This window comes from Streptomyces sp. NPDC093544 (genome assembly GCF_040683495.1).
In the GTDB taxonomy this organism is placed as follows: Bacteria; Actinomycetota; Actinomycetes; order Streptomycetales; family Streptomycetaceae; genus Streptomyces.
Genome location: NZ_JBFBEA010000015.1, coordinates 164,540 through 182,850, shown reverse-complemented (window position 1 = coordinate 182,850; position 18,311 = coordinate 164,540). Strand labels below are relative to the sequence as shown.

The window sequence follows — 18,311 nt, the reverse complement described above, 5'->3', positions numbered from 1 at the left end:
GAAGAGCCGCCCGCGGTGGGCGCTCCTGACCGGGCGACCCGGCACGTATCGACGTCACCTATCGCGTATGGAGATGCACAGCATGACAGTGGCTGAAGAAGCAGGGCTCGGGCGCGTGGGGATCTGGACAGGGAGCCTGGACACGGTGTCGCCGGCGGCGGCCGGGCAGATCGCGGCCGAGCTCGAAGCCCAGGGCTGGGGCACCCTGTGGTTCGGCGAAGCCTACGGCCGGGAGGCCTTCACCCAGGCAGGGCTGCTGCTCGCCGCCACCGAGCGCATGCGGGTGGCCACCGGCATCGCCAATATCTGGGCACGCGACGCAGTCGCGGCCAACGCGGCATCCCGCACCTTGGCCGCGGCCCACGGCGGGCGGTTCGTCCTCGGGCTCGGAGTCAGCCACCGGCCACTGGTCGAGCGGGTGCGCGGGGGCAGCTACGCCAAACCGGTTGGCGCGATGCGCGAGTACCTCACGGCGATGGCGGGAGCGACGTTCTCCGCCGCGGAGGCCGACGAACCACGCCCGCCCGTCCTGGTCGCCGCCCTTGGTCCCCGGATGCTGGAGGTGACCCGTGAGCTCGCAGACGGCAGCCATCCCTATCTGGTGACACCGGCACAGACCGCTGAGGTGCGGGCGGCGCTGGGACCGGACAAGATCGTGGCCGTCGAGATGGGCGCCGTGCTCACCTCGGACCGCGAGACCGCGCTGCGCCGGGCACACGCCCACCTGGACATTTACACCGGTCTGCCGAACTACCGCAACAACTGGCTGCGGGGCGGCTTCGACGAAAAGGACCTCGTCCGCGGCGGCTCCGACCGGCTGGCCGAAGCGCTCATCGCGTGGGGCGACGAAGCGGCGATCCTCAGTCGCGTACGCGAGCATCTCGCCGCCGGGGCCGACCACGTCTGCGTCCAGGTCCTGATGGAATCGCGCCTCGACGTGCCGACCGACCCCTGGCGAGAGCTCGCACCCGCACTCGTAGGCGCATGACGAACGGAACTCCCTCCGTGCGTTCGGGCACAGGGGGAGCTGTCCGTCCGGTTGTCGCCGCGTTGTCGTGGCGAGTGGCCGCGGCCCGGGCCTGTCTGAGAGTGGACGGCTTGCTCCAGGCAGCGGTGACGCGAGGGCCGCGGGATCGGCAGGCCGCCGACACCGCGCCGGGGACCGCTAGCTACCGGGGCTCCGCCAGCGCCATCACCACGGCCAGCGGCGTGTCCGTCCCCCGCCAGTGCGCCGCCGCGTCGGCGAAGATCTCCTGAAGGACGCGCCAGTCCGCGGCCGCGGCCGCCGCGTACTCCTGCCAGTCCTGTACGAGGATCAGCCGGCCGTGCAGCGCGGGCCACCATTCGAGGTCGACCAGGCAGTCGGCGAGGGCGTCCCAGTTGGCGCCGAACCAGTCCGGCAGCCGCAGCGCGGTGGCGCACGCCGCCATGAGCCCGGCTTTGTCGGAGACGCCCGCGAGGTCCAGGACCGCGGTCTCCCAGCCCGCCTTCCGCGCGGCTTCGAGCCCATGCTCCACAGGCAACTGGGCGGGCCAGGAGAGGACACCGGCGGGTGCGCTTCCTTCGAGCACCGGCGCGAGCGGGTTGTCCGTCATCTCAGCACCGCCCTGACTGATTTGTTGTGATCATCGCTGTAGTAGATCTCGCCACCCCGCCCGGTGACAATGCGGCACGCTCCCCGATCGCACTCGCGGAAATTCTGGCCGTGTATTCGCGACAGTTCTGCCGAAGGAACTGGTCGATTATCCAAGGACGAGCGGGAGTTTCGTGGCCAGCTCGCCCAGTTCGGCCTTCTCGGCGTCGGTCGGGGCACGTCGTCCGGTGCCGACCAACAGCGCGTCCTTGTCGGAGAACGACGCGGGGAACGCGGCCTGGGCGATCTTCTCCAGCAGCTCGCGGGTCCGCGCCAGCCCCTCCGCGGGCGGGTCCGCCGCGTCGGGGAGGTGTGCGACCAGGTCGAGGTGGTGCAGCGTCCACTCCAGGACGTACGCGGAAAGATAGTCGCCCGCGGTGAGAACCTCGTCGCGGGTGCCGACCCGCAGGCCCGGGTCGGCTAGTTCCGCGGCGCGGCCGGCTGCGGAGCCGACGTCGTCGAGATGGAATTTGAGCAGCCAGGGCTCCTGGTACGCGGCGGCCAGCCGGACGGTCAGCGCGTCGAGCGGGTCTGCGCCGGTCGGCGGCGTTTCGGCGACCTCCCAGTAGGTCACCGCATCGCGGGTCGGTTCCGTATCGGCCGGGGTCACGAGGGTGATCAGGACGTCCTGAGCGTCGATGACCAGGTGGCACACCAGGTCCCGTACGAGCCAGCCGGTACAGCCGGACGGCCGCGCGAAGTCCTCGTCCGAGAGCTCGGCGACCGCCGTGCGCAACGCTGTCCAGGAGCGTGAGAAGAGATCCACATCAGCAAGGTAGTGCGGTGCCGCAACGGCGGACAAGCGCATGTGGAACAACCGGTCAGCAGCGCCGCGAGGCGGCAGGACCGCCCTCCCACGCGCGGGGAACATGATCCCGACGCCGTCATGGCCGCCCCGCGCGCGGTGCCTCGCACAAGCTCTCAGATCCCGTCAGGATCCTCGCGGTTCAGCGCCGGACGCGGTGTCGTTCCCGCCGTCATCAGGTAGTCCGCGGCGGACGTGTCCGTCACCAGGCTGGTGACGAGCCCGGACCGCAGCACCGCGTCGATGGCGGCGGCCTTGCGCTGACCGCCCGCGATCGCGACGACCTCGGGGATACGGCGCAGCCGGTCCGTCTCGACGGTGATGCAGCGCTCACCGAGGTCCCGCCCGACCCGGCGCCCCTCGGCGTCGAAGAGGTGCGCGGACATCTCCGCGGCGACACCGAGGGTGGCGTAGTGGGCGCGCTCCTCCTCGGTGAGCATGTCGTGCACCGTCGAGATGCCCGCCTCCCAGGAGCCGATGGAGACACAGGCGACCGTGACCTTGTCGAAGTACTCGAAGGCACGGGCGATCCCGGTCTGGTTGCGCAGCGCGGCCGCGGTGGCCGCGTCGGGCAGCAGCATCGGCGCGTAGATCGGGTGGGCGTCGCCGCCCGACACCTGGGCGGCACGGCGTACCGCCTCCACCGAACCGCGCTCGGCGGTCCCGGCGTCGTACACCCCCGTCAGCTGCACGACCGTGCACGGCGGCAGCCGGTCGAGCGCCGCCGCCATGTGGATGGTGGAGCGGCCCCAGGCGAGGCCGAGCACATCACCCTCGTTGACCAGCTCGCCGAGCAGGTCCGCGGCGACCTCGCCGAGATTCTCGGGATCGGGCGACTCCTGGGCCTCGGCCGGGGACTCCACCACGACCGCGTGCCTGAGGCCGTAGCGAGCGCGCAGCGCGTCCGAGCGCTCCGCGTCCAACTCTGCGGGGACGCGGATCTCGATCCTCACGAGATCCCGTTCGAGAGCGGTTTCCAGGACCCGGGCCACTTTGAAGCGGCTGACGCCGAACTCCTCGGCGATCTGGATCTTGGATTTGCCCTCGAGGTAGAAGCGGCGGGCCATGGCCGCCGCCTGCACCAGCTCTGCGGGTCCCATCCGCATGGCTGACCGGCCCGTCGACATACCCGACACGGCGATCTCCTCACTGCTGTTCACACTCTGGATTCGCCGTTCATCCTCGCAGATCCGGCGTACTTGATCAGCCCAGATGGGCGGCGTTCACGTTCCCTTCGGTCAGTGGCCGCACGCCCACGTCGCCTGGGCCGTCACCTCCTGAGCCTGCGTGCGCAATGCACGTACCGCCTGGGCCGGGTCGGATGCCCCGTACACCGCCGATCCGGCGACGAAAACGTCGGCTCCCGCCTCCGCACACCGCTCGATCGTCGACGCCGAAACTCCTCCGTCGACCTGAAGCCAGAGTTCAAGACCGTGCTTGCTGATCAGCTCGCGAGTGCGCCGGATCTTCGGGAGCATGATGTCGAGGAAGGACTGGCCGCCGAATCCCGGCTCCACCGTCATGATCAGCAGCATGTCGAGCTCGGGAAGCAGATCCTCGTACGGCTCGATCGGGGTCGCGGGCTTGAGCGCCATGGAGGCACGGGCACCCATGGCCCGGATTTCGCGGGCGAGCCGCACCGGCGCGGCGGCCGCCTCCACATGGAAGGTGACGGAACCGGCACCCGCTTCTACGTACTGAGGTGCCCACCGATCGGCGTTCTCGATCATCAGATGGCAGTCCAGCGGCGTATCCGTCGCACGGGCCAGGGACTCTACGACCGGCACACCCAGGGTGAGGTTCGGTACGAAATGGTTGTCCATGACGTCGACGTGGAGCCAGTCGGCCCCCTCCACCGCCTTTGCCTCCTCGGCAAGGCGGGCAAAGTCGGCGGACAGGATGCTGGGGTTGATCTGCACGGCCATGCCCCAAGACTGCCATGCCACGGGACGGTTGCCCTCCTCGGTCCAGACCTAGGCCGTTCTGCGGATGTTGTGGCGCGGCACCACATGCCATGCTGGGCGGCCCACAGGCGCCAGATGCGGCTACGGGGGTGGCCATGACGGACCAACAGGGAAAGCAGCGGCGTGGAATCGCCTGGCTTGTCTGCGGTCGACGCAGCAAGTGGGCGGTGGTGGGCCTGTGGCTGGTGCTGCTGGTTCTCACGGCACCGTTCGCCCAGAAACTCACCGACGCCCAGGACAACGACGCGGCCTCCTGGCTGCCCGGCTCCGCCGAGTCCACCCAAGTCCTGCAGATCTCCGAGGACTTCAGGCCGGAGCAGATCCCCGCGGTCGTCGTGTACGCCCGCGCGGACGGCCTCACGGCACAGGACCGGACGCGGATCGCCGAGGACGCGACACAGATCAAGCAGCTCACGGCGCACGGCATCCGCGGCTCGGAGACCCGGGGACCGGTGTACGACCGGGCCGCCGATCCGCGCGCGGCCCAGATCCTCGTACCCATCACGATGGACGAGAAGGGCTGGGAGGAGATCGCTCCCGCGGTCGACTCGATCCGTGACGTGACCGGCAAGGGCGGCGACGGGCTCGCGGTGCACGTCACAGGGCCGGGCGGTACGTCCGCGGACTTCTCCGAGGCCTTCGAGGGCATCGACTCCACCCTGCTCCTCTCGGCGCTGGGCGTCGTCATCGTGATGCTGCTGCTCACCTATCGCAGCCCCACCCTGATCGTCGTCCCGCTGCTCGGGGTGATCGCGGCGCTGTTCACCGCGCAGGCGCTGATCTACTTCCTCGCCGAGCACGCGGGCCTGACGGTCAACGGCCAGAGCGCCGGGATCCTCACGGTGCTGGTCTTCGGCGCGGGGACCGACTATGCCCTGCTGCTGGTCGCCCGGTACCGGGAGGAGCTGCGCCGCCACGAGGACCGTCACGAGGCCATGGCGCTGGCCCTGCACCGCGCGGGCCCCGCCGTACTGGCCTCCGGCGCCACCGTCGTCCTGAGCATGCTGGTGCTGCTGGCGGCCGAGATGAACTCGACGCGCGGCCTCGGCCCGGTCGCCGCGATCGGCGTCGGGGTCGCGCTGGTCGCCATGATGACGCTGTTCCCCGCCCTGCTGGTGATCTTCGGCCGCTGGATCTTCTGGCCGGTGATCCCGCACTTCGGTTCCGCCGACCCGACCGCACACGGCGTGTGGGCGCGCATGGGCGGCCGTATCGCCCGCCGCCCGCGGATGGTCTGGGGCGTCACGGCGGCCGCCCTCGCGCTGCTCTCGCTGGGCCTCATCCAGCTGCGCGCGGAGGGCATCGGCAACGCCGACGCCTTCACCGGCAAACCCGACTCGATCGTCGGCCAGGAGGTGTCCGCGCGCTACTTCCCGGCGGGCAGCGGCGACCCGCTCGTCATCGTCAGCAACCGCGACCAGGCCGAGGAGGTCAGCCGGGCGGTGGCCGCCACCTCCGGTGTCGTACCGGACTCCCTCGGTCTGCCACCCGGCACAAAACCCGAGTTCGAGGGCAAGGCCCTCTTCGAGGCCACCATGACCGCCCCCGCGGACAGCGAGACGGCGAAACAGACGGTGGAGCGGGTACGGGACGCCGTCCACACGGTTCCCGGCGCCAACGCCCAGGTGGGCGGCGGCACCGCGTCCCTGCTCGACATGGACAAGGCGACGACCCACGACAACATCCTGATCATCCCGCTGGTACTGGTCGTGGTCCTGCTGATCCTCGGCGCGCTGCTCCGCGCCCTGATAGCGCCCTTGCTGCTCATCGGGACGGTGGTGCTGTCCTTCGCGGCGGCACTCGGCATCAGCGCGCTGGCATTCCGGTACATCTTCGACTACGCGGGCGAGTCGACGGACTTCCCGCTGTTCGTCTTCGTCTTCCTGGTCGCCCTGGGTATCGACTACAACATCTTCCTGACCACCCGTATCCGCGAAGAGGCGGCCCGCCACGGCACCCGCAAGGGCGTGGTGACAGGCCTGACCGCGACCGGCGCGGTCATCACCTCGGCCGGCCTGGTCCTCGCGGGCACCTTCGCCGCGCTGGGCACACTGCCGATGGTGGCCTTCGCGGAGCTCGGCTTCACGGTGGCACTCGGCGTCCTGCTCGACACCTTCATCGTGCGTTCGGTGCTGGTCACGTCCCTGTTCCTGGACGTGGGACCGAAGGTGTGGTGGCCGCACCGGCTGGCGAACGAGGACGACCGAGAGCCGCCGCCCGCGGTGGCTCCGACGGAGGCACCGGAACCGGCGTCGCGGCCGGAGTGAGTGGCCGACCCCCGGCCCGGCACTCGTCGGTCACGCTGCCGCGGTCGCCGAACAGTTGGGGTCAGGCTTCAGCATCCGTACCTGATCAGCGGCTGCGGGCACCTTCCTGTACCGGCACCGTGGCCTGACCTGACCTGATCCACCGACGCCTCGGTGCGGGCCGAACTCCGGCTGATGGCCCCAGCCGCTGCCGCTTCGGACCGACGAAGGCCCGGCCCTACCCGCCGTGTCCCGTGCGCCACGGGGCCAGATACCCCGCCACGCACACCGTCGCGATCCCGGCGAGCGCCATGGCCACGCCGGCATCGGTGAACTCGGCGACGGCTCCGAACACGACCGGTCCCACTCCCTGCACCGACATCAGGCCGGCGTTGAGCAGCCCGAACGCCTGGCCGCGGCCCGCCTCCGGGACCGCGTCGAGGAAGGGCCGCTGGAGTCCGAGTGCGTAGGCGAACCCGGTCCCGGTGACCAGCAGGAGTCCCGCACACACCACCCAGGGCGGGTCCAGCGCGAAGCCGACCAGCGGCAGGCCGAGGACCACGACCAGCGTGACGACCAGACGTTCCCGTACGGCGGGACGGACGAAGCGGCCGACGGCCAGGTCGCCGGCGAGCATGCCGACCGGCAGACAGGCGAGCAACGGTCCTGCCGAACCGGCGGTCATACCGTGACCGCCCGCGAACGGGACGATCAGGCTCTCGGCGCCGGCGACGAAAGCGGGTGGCAGCCACTGGGCCAGCAGGAGCGCGCGGACCCTCCGTTCGGCGAGCAGCTTTGTGCTGCCGTACCAACTCTGGCGCAGTACGGAGCCGGAGCCGGAGCCCTGCCTCGGTCCGAGACGTACCGTCTGCTCGGGCGCGGGCAGGTCGGGCAGCCGGAGGCGGACGGCGACCGCGGCGGCCAGGTAGACACCCGCACTGAGCAGCAGCGCGGCCCGCGGGCCGAGGAACTCGACTGCTGCACCGCCACCGGCCAGGCCGAGCAACTGGGCAGCGGACGCGGACATGTTGGACAACGAGCGGCCCAGGACGTAGGCGTCACCGGTGAGCGTCTCGGCGACAAGTCGGTTGGTCACTCCGCTGAAGACGGGGGTCAGGCAGGCCACGGCGGCGAGGAGCATCAGGACCGCCGCCACCGGCAGTTGGGCCACCCCCATGACAGCGGCCGCCGCGCACTGGAGGCCATAACCCGCGGTGACGAGCCGGCGCGGGCGGCCTCGATCGGCGAGCGAGCCGAGGAGCAGCGAACCGGCGAGTTGCGGCAGGAAGCCGATGCCGAACGTCAGGGCGCCCAGCAGAGGTGAGCCGGTCGTCGCGAAGACGAGCACCGAAAGGGTCATGATCCGCAGCGAGTCGGCCGTGACCGTCAGAGTCCGGGTCACGAACAGCAGCCGGAAGCGCGGATCGGCCAGCACTTCCCGGTAGGTGGCGCGCTGTTCCGGGGCGGGGACGGTGGTCATGGCAGCAGCGTGCGGGGCGTCCCGCGCCCCGATCCGTCGTTATGCCTGGGGCGTAAGTCCATCAGTGTGTCTGGCGGGGTGCGGGACAAAATTCGGGACAACAGTCCCATCGGTGCGGGACACGGGGTGTCGGAAGATGATGCGTCGGGCAGGGTGTCATCCGCCCTGCCCGGGCCCGCCCCGTCCGACCAATGACGACCGAAGGGACCGGACATGCTGGTAGACCGCATCGAGACCCCCGACCTGGCTCCGCAGACCTACCTCGACGACGAGACCCCGGAGATTGCCGTGGACGCACCGGAGGAGCGCGCCTGGCTCCCGTCGTACCAGGCGGTCCGGACCGCCTGACCCGCGGCACGCCCTGCCGGTACCGGGCCCGCGACAGGTCCCGGTACCGGTGTCCTACGTCCACGTCCACGTCCACGTCCACGTCCACGTCCGCTGTCCTACGTCCACGTCCGCCGCTCGACCCCGAAGGACGGTCCGTCGTTGCCCGCTTCACCTTCAGCCGCCGAGCCGGTCGCCGACCGGGTGGCGCAGGCCGACACCCTGCTCTGCGCCGACCGGCAGTTCGGCGACTCCGCCGCCATCGGAGAGCGCAACCTCGCCCGGTTCCGGCTGGGCCTGACCATGCTGGCGCGGCACGACGGCGAAGCGTCGCATCTGCTGCGGACGACAGCCGCGGCGACCGAAGAACGCCTGCGTCCACTGCTGTACGACCCGGTGCTGCGCAACTGCTTCGAGGTCGACCTCGCGCGTCTGGAGAGCGGCCCGCTCACACACAGTTCGTTCGCCGCCCACGTGAGCGGCTACGCGGACGCCCCGCCTTCCTCCATGGCGCCCAGCGAAACCCTCACCAGTCCGCACCGGCTTGCCTGGCCCGGTCTCGGGGACACCTGGGTACTGACCGAACCGGCGCCCCACGGCAGCTCTCAGGAGATGCTGGCCGGGCGCCTCATGGAGCTGTACCGCGGTGCGATCGGCGCCGGCAAGGAGGCGACGCCGGTCGACCCGACTGACGGTGTCCGCGCCGTACTGCGGGAGGGCGCGGAGCTCCTCGCGACGCTACTGCCCGCCGCGGGAGCCGGTGTACTCGGACACGTCACGATGGTGGGTTTCGCACGCCGGGAGAGCGAGGAGGGCCCCCTGCAGTCCATGTCCGGCGGCGACCCTCTCCCCTCGACGGTGCTGCTGGCGCCCGAACGCTGCACGTCCCCGTGGCTCACCGCCGAGAGCCTGTTGCACGAGGGCGCCCACCTCAAGCTCTTCGACGCGCTGCGTACCGGCTCCGTGGTCAGGAACGCCACCGAGCGCGTCCCGATCCCCTGGCGGATCGGTTCCTGGACGGTCATCCGGGTGTTCGTCGCCCTGCACTTCTACGTGCACCTGCTGGTCTTCCGGGCGGCGGCGAGCGCCGCGGGTGAAGCGGTCCAGGAGAGGTTCGGCCCACCCCCGGCGGCCGAGGACCTCGACGAGCCCAGCCCCGGTACCCCCGCCGCCCGAAGCGGGCAGTACCGGACCAGCGCCGAACGGGCCCGCTACCTCGCCGAGTGTGTGTTGGCGCTGCCGGAACAGGCGCTCACCGAGAACGGACACCGGTTCGCCCGCTGGCTCCTGACAGCGCTGCGTCTGGTGGACGAGAACGCGCCGCGGCCCCATGCCCCGGCCGCCACGACGACCCGGTGGGCGGAACAGGGACAGCCCCCGGAGGTTCCCCCAGCAGGCGCCCTCCAGCGGATCGCCCCGGTGGACGCCTGCGCACTGCCCGGCCTGGGACAACTCGTCGTCAGCCCCGCGCGGTCGGCCCGGATGCACTGGCTGAACGCGCGCTCGTGGACGGTCTACTCCCTGTGCGACGGGCGTGACCTGGGCGCGGTGCACACGGCTTTCGCCGAGGCGGCCGGTCTCCCGGCCGGCTCGGAGGAAGTCGGCCGACAGGTGCGCGACAGCGTGCGCTCGCTGGTGGCCGCAGGCCTGGTCACCCAAGACATGTGACACCCCTCGCCCCGGGCACCGGTTCCGTCCGCCACCGCCCTTTCAACTGCTCTGCGGCTGCGCGTCCACACCTGCGGAGCCCGTGCCGGGGTAGGCCGTTTCCAGGCCTGCCAGCCGCGCGGACACGATGGCCTCCAGCCGACTGGAGACATTGATTTTCGGCAGGATGGCCGAAACATAGTTGCGCACGGTCTTCTCCGATATGAACAGCTCCTGCGCTATCCGCCGGTTTCCGTAGCCGAGCGAGACCAATCGCAGCACCTCCCGTTCCCGGTTGGTCAGCGCCGGGAACGGGAGCATTCCATCGGCTTCCGCCAGACGCACCAAAAGGGCGGAGAGTTCGCCCCCGGCCCGCGGACCCAGCGTGACGTAACCCCGCTGCACGGCCCGCACGGTGCGCAGCAGGTCCACCGTCTCTGTGTTCTTAAGCAGATATCCGGTGGCCCCCGCCAGCAGTGTCGTCAGCAGCAGGCTGTCGTCGTCGTGCTCCGGGGACACCGCGGCGACCAGCCGCGGAGCGGGGTACTGCCGGCGCAACTGCTGGAGCAGCCCGATACCCGCGCGGCCGGGCAGGTCGAGATCGACGATGACCACATCGGGCTTCTTCTCCCGTACTGCCCGCACCCCGGTGTGCGGGTCGTGGGTCCCTAAAGCAACGGTGATCCCGTCGTCTTCGAGCGCTGAACGTAAGCCGCCCAGAATCAGCGGAATGCTCTCGATTACCACCACACGCGTACTGACATCAGCGACCGCACTGGCCATTCTGGCCCCATCCTCACACCCTGGCCGGCGTGAGGCGCAACGAGCACTCTCCCCCCACGCCGTGACTATCAACGTCCAGGTGAAAGAGTAGAACCCGAGTTGATCAGCCGGCCGATACGTCGCACGGGCGGATCAGGCAGCACGGAGCGAGCGGCCCTGCCTGAGGAACCACAACAAGGCTGCGGCCAGAGGCAGTTCGCCATCCGCACGGCCCTGACCGGCGCCGGACGCGATCCGGACGAGTATCGGCCAAAGCGACCCGCCCCGCCTGCTTACTGGTCGATCTCGGGTTCAACGCCTGGCGTGTCGTGCCAGTTTGGGCGCCGAAGTCGCTTCGAACGCCTTCAACCAGCCCTGCCTCACCCGGTCCTGCGGATCAACGCCAGATACATCGCGTCCGTCCCGTGCAGATGCGGCCACAGCTGTACGTCGGGACCGTCGCCCAGGGCCGGAACTCCAGGCAGCAGGGGGCGGGCGTCGATGAGCTCGGCGTCGTGCTGCTTGACCACGTCCTCGACCACGGCCCGGGTCTCGGCGAGGTGCGGCGAGCAGGTCGCGTAACCGACGATGCCGCCGACGCGCACGGAGTCGAGCGCCGTGCGCAGCAGCCCGCGCTGGAGCGGCGCGAAGCCCTCCAGGTCCGAGGGGCGCCGCCGCCAGCGGGCCTCGGGACGGCGGCGCAGGGCGCCGAGCCCGGTGCACGGCACGTCCATGAGCACGCGGTCGAAGGTGCCGGAGCGCCACGGCGGACGGGTCCCGTCGGCGGCGATGACCTGGTAAGGACCGGGGTTCCCGGCGAGCGACTTCGCCACGAGCGCGGCGCGGTGCGGCAGCTTCTCGGAGGCGAGCAGCACGGCACCACGTTCGGCGGCGAGCCCGGCCAGCATGGCGGCCTTGCCACCGGGACCGGCGCAGCCGTCCAGCCACAGCTTGTCGGGCCCGTCGAGCGGGGCGTTCGCCAGGGCGATCGCGACGAGCTGGCTGCCCTCGTCCTGAACGCCGGCACGGCCTTCCCGTACGGCGTCGATGGCACCCGGCTCGCCGCCCTCGGAGAGCCGCACGGCGTACGGCGACCAGCGCCCCGGCAGCGCGGACTCCTCGCCGAGCACGTCGAGGAGTTCAGCGGCGGTGGACCGACCGGGCCGGGCGACAAGCGTCACCTCGGGCCGCTCGTTGTCGGCTTCGAGCAGATCCTCGATCCCGGCACGGCCGCCGCCCAGCGCGTCCCACAGCGCCGAGACGACCCACCGCGGGTGCGAGTGGACGATGGCGAGATTGTCCTCGGGGTCGTCGTCGTACGGCGGTGCGACCTGCTCGATCCATGCGTCGAGATCCTGCTGCGAGATCTTCCGCAGGACGGCGTTGACGAACTTGGCCCGCCCGTCGCCCAGCACCACGCGGGCGAGCTCGACGGAGGCCGAGACGGCGGCGTGGGTCGGGATGCGGGTGCCGAGCAGCTGATGGGCACCCAGGCTGAGCACATCGAGCACCGGCGGATCGACTTCGCGGAGCGGCCGGTCGACACATGCGGCGATGACGGCGTCGTACGTCCCCTGCCGACGCAGCGTTCCGTACACCAGCTCGGTCGCCAGTGCCGCGTCCCGCCCGTCGAAGTCGCCGTTCTCGCGTGCCTTCCGCAGCAACGGGGGCAGCACGAGGTTCGCGTACGCGTCCCGCTCGTCGACGGCCCGCAACGCCTCGAAGGCGAGCATGCGGACGGGGTCCTTCTGGGGACGGCGGTAGGGCTTGCCGGGCTTGCGCGGCCGACGGGACTGCTCACTCACGAAAAAGGTGCTCCGGATCCGGGAAAAGGTGCGTCTACCAGCGTACGCCGCAGGGCTGACGCCGGGCCCCGACGGTGTCTCGGGGTGATGCCAGGAGTCGGTGTCGTGGCCCGTGCCACGACCCGCCTCGGTGTGTTCAGCGGGTGCCGGCTCAGGCCCCGACCCGCTCCCCGGAGGCGATCCGCACCCCGCGCGCCCAGTCGGCGGCGCGCATCGGCTTCTTGCCCTGGGCCTGGACCCACAGCAGCTCGACGGCGTACGAACCGGTCCCCACATACACGTTGTTCTTGCCGACGGACAGCTCGCCCGGGGCGAGGTCGGTGCGGTCGGTCACCGGGGCGACCTGGATGAGCTTGAGCCGCTCGCCCCGGAAGACGGTCCAGGAACCGGGCGCGGGGGTGCACCCGCGGACGACCCGGTCGACGCGCAGCGCCGGGGCCGACCAGTCGACGTGGGCGTCCTCGACGCTGATCTTCGGCGCCAGGGTGATGCCGTCGGCGGGCTGCGGGACGGCCTTCAGGCTGCCGTCCTCGATCCCGTCCATGGTCGCGGCGAGCAGCCCGGAACCGGCGAAGGCCAGCCGGGTGAGCAGGTCCCCGCTGGTGTCGGTGGGCCGGATCTCCTCGGTGACGGTCCCGTAGACGGGTCCGGAGTCGAGCCCCTCCTCGATGAGGAAGGTGGAGGCGCCGGTGATCTCGTCCCCCGCCATGATCGAGTGCTGCACGGGTGCGGCGCCACGCCAGGCGGGCAGCAGCGAGAAGTGCAGGTTGACCCACCCGTGGACCGGGATGTCCAGTGCCACCCGGGGCAGCAGCGCGCCGTACGCAACAACGGGACAGCAGTCGGGCGCGATCTCCCGAAGCCGCGCCAGGAACTCCTCGTCCCGCGGCTTCACCGGCTTCAGCACCTCGATCCCGGCCTCCTCCGCGCGCTCGGCGACCGGACTCGCGACAAGCCGACGCCCCCGCCCGGCCGGCGCGTCGGGCCGCGTGACGACGGCGGCCACCTCGTGCCGCCCGGAAGCGATCAGAGCGTCCAGAGCGGGAACGGCGACCTCGGGGGTGCCTGCGAAGACAAGCTTCATGGGTGGCGGTTGACCTCTCGGACGGGAGCGCTTCAGAGCCTGCACACACGCCGGGAGCGGCGGGGTTGCGGGGCAGCGCACCAGTCTATGCGGGGCGGGCGGTCGGGGGCGCGGGGCGCCCGACCCGCGCACAAGGCCCCGCACCCGACAGCCGACTCGCACAGGCAGTCCGGGAGGGAACACATGTGCCGAGTGAAGTCCCCCGGCGGGTCAACACTCCGCCGGGGGCGTACGCCCCACGTCGCGCCCCGTGCATATGCCCTTACGCCCCCGCAGCGTGACCACTCACCCCATCGACGCGTTGGTCAAGAAAGAGTTGACCACAACGGGCCGCAATCGCGGCCCGATCCTTTTCAACGCCGGTTCGAGAGGCTTGTTCATGGCCGACCACGCAACCCACGACGCCCAGGCTCGGGCCAGCCTGCACTTGCTGGTGCGGGACATCGAGCGGGTCCGCCGGCAGGTGGACGCACTGCGCACGCTCACCGCCCAGCTGGGCAACGTCTACCGCCCGCGCCGCTCAGGCCCCTCCGCGGGCTTCGTCGTCTACGGACGCGCCCCCGCCCCGACCGTCCGCCTCGCCCAGGAGCTTCGGGACAGCGTCGAGACCCTGGTCACGGCCGCCGTGGACTTCGACCGCTCACTGGGTTTCTCGTGGGACGCGGTGGGCTCGGCCCTCGGGGTCACCAAGCAGGCGGTGCACCGCCGCTACGGCGCCCGCCGGGCCACCGCCCAGGCAGCCGCGGAGGCGGAGCGCGCCACGGAGCCGGCGGGCAACCACGCCGTCGCCGTCAACACCGGCATCCCCACGATGCCGGTACCGACGGTCCCCGCCGCCCGCTCCATGCCGACCCAGCCGACGGCGGGCAGCCCCACCCTCCGCGAGGAAGTGAGGCCCACCGCCTTCCCGGGGCCGCGCAACGGCTGACCCCCTGCCTCCGTCTGCCTCCCGGCGCCGCCAGGCCTGGGAGGCAGCCCAAACCCACGCCTCCTCCCCACGCGCGCTCACCCGATGTCCGGCGGATCGATCCGAATCCGTACGGGCTCGCTCCCCCCACGAGCCATCCGCGTCGCCTGTGCGGTCTTCAACGCCGCGGCGAGCGCGGCCCCGCTCCCGGGCGGCACCCGAATGAGGGCCCGCTCCCAGTGCTCGCCCGGAGGCGACCCGCCGACCCGCCGGGGACGCCCCACCTCCGTGACGTGCATCGGCACGGGCCCCAACACCTCGGCATCACCGGGCAGTTCGGCTGCCGCAAGGAACCCCGCCAGCGCCTCCGACGTACCGGACACGGCCGCCATCCGCGACACCGGGGGAAAACCGAGCTCGGCGCGCTCGGAGAGTTCGCGGACGGCATGCCCTACGGGATCCCACCGTACGAGCGCCTGAACGGGCCGCAGCGTCGGCTCGGCGACGATGACGACGGTCCCCCCGGCGCTCTGCGGGCGCACCAGCGAAGCCGCGCCGATCCAGCGCCGCAGGGCCTCCTCACCGGCCCGCAGATCGGGCCGCCCGAGCATCGCCCAGCCGTCGAGCAGCAGCGCGGCCGCGTATCCGCCATCGGCGACGGGCTCGGCGCCCGGCGTGCTCACGACGAGCGCGGGCGCCCCCGCGACGGTGTCGAGGACGTGCTCCCGCCCGGACGTCCGTACGGGTACGGCCGGAAACGCCCGCCCCAGTTCCTCCGCGGTCCGCCGCGCGCCCACGATCTGTGCCCGCAGCCGGAACCCACCGCACTCGGGACAGTGCCAGGCCGCCTCGTCCCGCCCACACCACGTACACCGCAACGCGCCCGCGTCCTGCGACTCCAACGGCCCGGCGCAATGCCGACACCGCGCGGCCGCCCGGCACTGCGCACAGGCCATCCGGGGCACGTAACCCCGCCGAGGCACCTGCACGAGCACCGGCCCGTTCCGTAGCCCTTCCCGCACCACCTGCCAGGCGATCGTCGGGAGCCGCGCGGCCCGAGCCGCCTCGTCCCGTGCGAGATCCCCGTCCCCCACGGTCCGCACCAACGGCGCGACTCCCCGCACCTGCTCGCGCTCCGCGACCAGCGGCAGCGCCCAGCCGCTCTCGACGAGCTGCGCAGCCTCGACCGTGCAGCTCCAACTCCCCAGCAGAAAGGCACACTTGTCATGAGCGGCCCGCAGCTGAAGCACCTCCCGCGCATGCGGCTGAGGTGCGTGCGGCTCGCTGTGGCTGCCGTCCCCGTCGTCCCAGATGGCGACGAGCCCCAGGTCCCGCACAGGCGCGAACATGGCGGCCCTGGTTCCCACCACGGCCCGTACGGACCCTCGCCGCACGGCAAGCCACTCCCGGTACCGCTTCTCGGGCCCGGCCTCCGCGGTCAGCACGGCATGCCGCCCCTCCCCCAGCAACGAGGTCAGCGCGGCGTCAACGCGCGAAACGGCCCGCCCGTCCGGCACGACCACGAGCGCGCCCCGCCCCGAGGCGAGCGTCGCGCCCACGGCCCGCGCCAGTTCCTCGGCCCAACCGGGCCCGGGCAACGCGTTCCACACAGCTCGCGGCGCGCCACCCGCCGCGAGCGACTCGAGAAAGACCGCGCCCCGCCCGTACCGCGCCCAGGACCCCACGTCAGGCACCCCGGGAACCGGCAGCGGAGCAGGCGAAGCCTTGCCCTCCGCCCGAGCGTTGCGCGGCGGGACAGCCAACTGCAGCACGTCGGCGAGGCTGCCCGCATACCGGTCGGCGACAGCACGCGCGAGCCCCAGCAACTCCGCACCCAACACCGGCTCGGGCGAAACGACTTGAGCCAGCGCTGCCAAGGGACCCGCGTACTCCGACTCGGCAAGCCGCTCGACGAGAAACCCGTCGATCAGCCCCCCGCCCTCACGCCGCCCCTCCCGCACCCGATGCCGCCCGGCGCCGAACCGCACCCGCACCCGCACCCCGGGCTGCGCCTGCGCATCAAGCTCCTCAGGCACGGCGTAATCGAAGTACCGGTCGAGATGCAGCACGCCTTTGTCCACGAGGACCCGCGCGACGGGCAGCTCCTTGGCAAGCGCTGCCCCCCGCCACGTCCGCGGCTTCGCCTTGGGCGCCGCAGCCTTCCGCACACTCTCCCGAATCAACGCAAGCTGCTCAGGCGGTGCACCCTCCGCACCACCCTCACCATCCCCATCCGCGCTGCTCACAGCAACATTCCTACCAGACCCCACTGACAGCGCCGCGCGCCCGAGGATCGTGACGAACCACCGAGAAACACCGAGGCCCGGCTCCCCCAAGGGACACCGGGCCTCGCCACACAACCGGCCCTACAGGCCAACAGCCTTGCGCAGCGCTTCCACGCGGTCCGTCCGCTCCCACGTGAAGTCGGGCAGCTCGCGGCCGAAGTGGCCGTACGCGGCGGTCTGGGAGTAGATCGGGCGCAGCAGGTCGAGGTCGCGGATGATGGCCGCCGGGCGGAGGTCGAAGACCTCGGTGATGGCGGTCTCGATCTTCTCGGCGTCGACCTTGGCGGTGCCGAAGGTCTCGACGAAGAGGCCGACGGGCTCGGCCTTGCCGATGGCGTACGCGACCTGGACCTCGCAGCGGGTGGCGAGGCCCGCGGCGACGACGTTCTTGGCGACCCAGCGCATCGCGTACGCGGCGGAGCGGTCGACCTTGGACGGGTCCTTGCCCGAGAAGGCGCCGCCACCGTGGCGGGCCATGCCGCCGTACGTGTCGATGATGATCTTGCGGCCGGTGAGGCCGGCGTCGCCCATCGGGCCGCCGATCTCGAAGCGGCCGGTCGGGTTGACCAGGAGGCGGTAACCCTCGGTCTCCAGCTTGATGCCGTCGTCGAGAAGAGCCTTCAGCTCGGGCTCGACCACGAACTCGCGGATGTCGGGGGCCAGCAGCGATTCCAGGTCGATGTCCGACGCGTGCTGCGACGAGACGACGACCGTGTCCAGGCGGACCGCCTTGTCACCGTCGTACTCGATGGTGACCTGGGTCTTGCCGTCCGGGCGCAGGTACGGGATCGTCCCGTTCTTGCGGACCTCGGAGAGGCGGCGCGCGAGGCGGTGCGCGAGGTGGATCGGGAGCGGCATCAGCGCCGGCGTCTCGTCCGTCGCGTAACCGAACATCAGGCCCTGGTCGCCCGCGCCCTGCTTGTCGAGCTCGTCCTCATCACCCTCGACGCGCTTCTCGTACGCCGTGTCGACGCCCTGCGCGATATCGGGCGACTGCGAGCCGATGGACACCGAAACGCCACAGGACGCGCCGTCGAAGCCCTTCTTGGAGGAGTCGTAACCGATCTCGAGGATCTTGTCGCGCACAAGCTGCGCGATCGGCGCGTACGCCTTGGTGGTGACCTCTCCGGCCACGTGCACCTGGCCGGTCGTGATCAGCGTCTCCACGGCGACCCGGGACTTCGGGTCCTCGCGCAGAAGCGCGTCGAGAATGGTGTCACTGATCTGGTCAGCGATCTTGTCGGGGTGACCCTCGGTCACAGACTCCGAGGTGAACAGGCGACGGGACACAACGCTCCCTGAGGTTGCAGCGGCTGCTGGCTGATCATTGGTGAACGGCCGGGGGCTGCGCCCGGCGTCGTCCGAG

15 protein-coding genes and 1 pseudogene are annotated in these 18,311 nt (G+C 71.3%); 5 read left to right on the top strand and 11 right to left on the bottom strand.

Annotated features, from left to right (window positions below; genetic code table 11):
• The first annotated feature begins 82 nt into the window (after positions 1–82).
• Positions 83–988 carry a TIGR03620 family F420-dependent LLM class oxidoreductase gene (locus AB0N66_RS23805; protein ID WP_365438498.1) on the top strand — a complete coding sequence of 302 codons (906 nt, stop codon included), beginning with the start codon at positions 83–85 and terminating at the stop codon, positions 986–988.
• A 181-nt stretch (positions 989–1,169) separates the two neighbouring features.
• Here the strand turns inward: AB0N66_RS23805 and AB0N66_RS23800 are convergent, their stop codons facing one another.
• The 5 genes and pseudogenes from AB0N66_RS23800 to rpe all read right to left on the bottom strand — a co-directional run bounded on the left by AB0N66_RS23800 (position 1,170) and on the right by rpe (position 4,363).
• Positions 1,170–1,595: a barstar family protein gene (locus AB0N66_RS23800; protein ID WP_365438496.1), complete on the bottom strand. Its 426-nt coding sequence runs from the start codon at positions 1,593–1,595 to the stop codon at positions 1,170–1,172.
• Positions 1,592–1,684: pseudogene (locus AB0N66_RS23795) on the bottom strand (ribonuclease domain-containing protein); the annotation flags it as partial. The gene AB0N66_RS23800 and the pseudogene AB0N66_RS23795, both read right to left, overlap by 4 nt.
• A gap of 58 nt (positions 1,685–1,742) precedes the next feature.
• Complete coding sequence (locus AB0N66_RS23790) at positions 1,743–2,399, bottom strand: maleylpyruvate isomerase N-terminal domain-containing protein (protein WP_365438494.1); 657 nt, start codon at positions 2,397–2,399, stop codon at positions 1,743–1,745.
• A 155-nt stretch (positions 2,400–2,554) separates the two neighbouring features.
• Complete coding sequence (locus AB0N66_RS23785; protein ID WP_365438492.1) at positions 2,555–3,598, bottom strand: sugar-binding domain-containing protein; 1,044 nt, start codon at positions 3,596–3,598, stop codon at positions 2,555–2,557.
• A gap of 78 nt (positions 3,599–3,676) precedes the next feature.
• Positions 3,677–4,363, bottom strand: coding sequence for a ribulose-phosphate 3-epimerase (gene rpe / locus AB0N66_RS23780; RefSeq protein WP_365438647.1), 687 nt, complete (start codon positions 4,361–4,363; stop codon positions 3,677–3,679).
• Between the two features lie 134 nt (positions 4,364–4,497).
• On the opposite strand from rpe, the gene AB0N66_RS23775 reads away from it, so the two are divergent.
• Entirely contained in the window at positions 4,498–6,669 is a 2,172-nt protein-coding gene (locus tag AB0N66_RS23775) for an MMPL family transporter (protein ID WP_365438490.1), read from the top strand.
• Between the two features lie 217 nt (positions 6,670–6,886).
• Here the strand turns inward: AB0N66_RS23775 and AB0N66_RS23770 are convergent, their stop codons facing one another.
• A complete protein-coding gene (locus AB0N66_RS23770) occupies positions 6,887–8,128 on the bottom strand; it encodes an MFS transporter (protein ID WP_365438489.1) in 1,242 nt (413 codons plus the stop codon).
• 213 nt (positions 8,129–8,341) lie between these two features.
• Between AB0N66_RS23770 and AB0N66_RS23765 the strand changes: the two genes are divergently transcribed.
• Together AB0N66_RS23765 and AB0N66_RS23760 are read left to right on the top strand one after the other, a co-directional pair.
• Entirely contained in the window at positions 8,342–8,476 is a 135-nt protein-coding gene (locus tag AB0N66_RS23765; protein ID WP_365438487.1) for a hypothetical protein, read from the top strand.
• A gap of 141 nt (positions 8,477–8,617) precedes the next feature.
• Complete coding sequence (locus AB0N66_RS23760; protein WP_365438485.1) at positions 8,618–10,123, top strand: HEXXH motif-containing putative peptide modification protein; 1,506 nt, start codon at positions 8,618–8,620, stop codon at positions 10,121–10,123.
• Between the two features lie 42 nt (positions 10,124–10,165).
• Here the strand turns inward: AB0N66_RS23760 and AB0N66_RS23755 are convergent, their stop codons facing one another.
• From AB0N66_RS23755 to fmt, 3 genes are all read right to left on the bottom strand, one after another.
• Positions 10,166–10,885: a response regulator transcription factor gene (locus AB0N66_RS23755; protein WP_365438483.1), complete on the bottom strand. Its 720-nt coding sequence runs from the start codon at positions 10,883–10,885 to the stop codon at positions 10,166–10,168.
• 359 nt (positions 10,886–11,244) lie between these two features.
• Positions 11,245–12,669 carry a transcription antitermination factor NusB gene (locus AB0N66_RS23750; protein ID WP_365438481.1) on the bottom strand — a complete coding sequence of 475 codons (1,425 nt, stop codon included), beginning with the start codon at positions 12,667–12,669 and terminating at the stop codon, positions 11,245–11,247.
• A gap of 151 nt (positions 12,670–12,820) precedes the next feature.
• Entirely contained in the window at positions 12,821–13,753 is a 933-nt protein-coding gene (fmt, locus tag AB0N66_RS23745) for a methionyl-tRNA formyltransferase (protein ID WP_365438479.1), read from the bottom strand.
• A 379-nt stretch (positions 13,754–14,132) separates the two neighbouring features.
• Here fmt and AB0N66_RS23740 point away from each other — a divergent pair, with 379 nt between their 5' ends.
• Positions 14,133–14,681 carry a hypothetical protein gene (locus AB0N66_RS23740; RefSeq protein ID WP_365438477.1) on the top strand — a complete coding sequence of 183 codons (549 nt, stop codon included), beginning with the start codon at positions 14,133–14,135 and terminating at the stop codon, positions 14,679–14,681.
• 77 nt (positions 14,682–14,758) lie between these two features.
• Here AB0N66_RS23740 and AB0N66_RS23735 read toward each other — a convergent pair whose 3' ends face one another.
• Positions 14,759–16,906 carry a primosomal protein N' gene (locus tag AB0N66_RS23735; protein ID WP_365438475.1) on the bottom strand — a complete coding sequence of 716 codons (2,148 nt, stop codon included), beginning with the start codon at positions 16,904–16,906 and terminating at the stop codon, positions 14,759–14,761.
• A gap of 120 nt (positions 16,907–17,026) precedes the next feature.
• Complete coding sequence (metK, locus tag AB0N66_RS23730; protein ID WP_365438473.1) at positions 17,027–18,235, bottom strand: methionine adenosyltransferase; 1,209 nt, start codon at positions 18,233–18,235, stop codon at positions 17,027–17,029.
• Positions 18,236–18,311 lie beyond the last annotated feature (76 nt).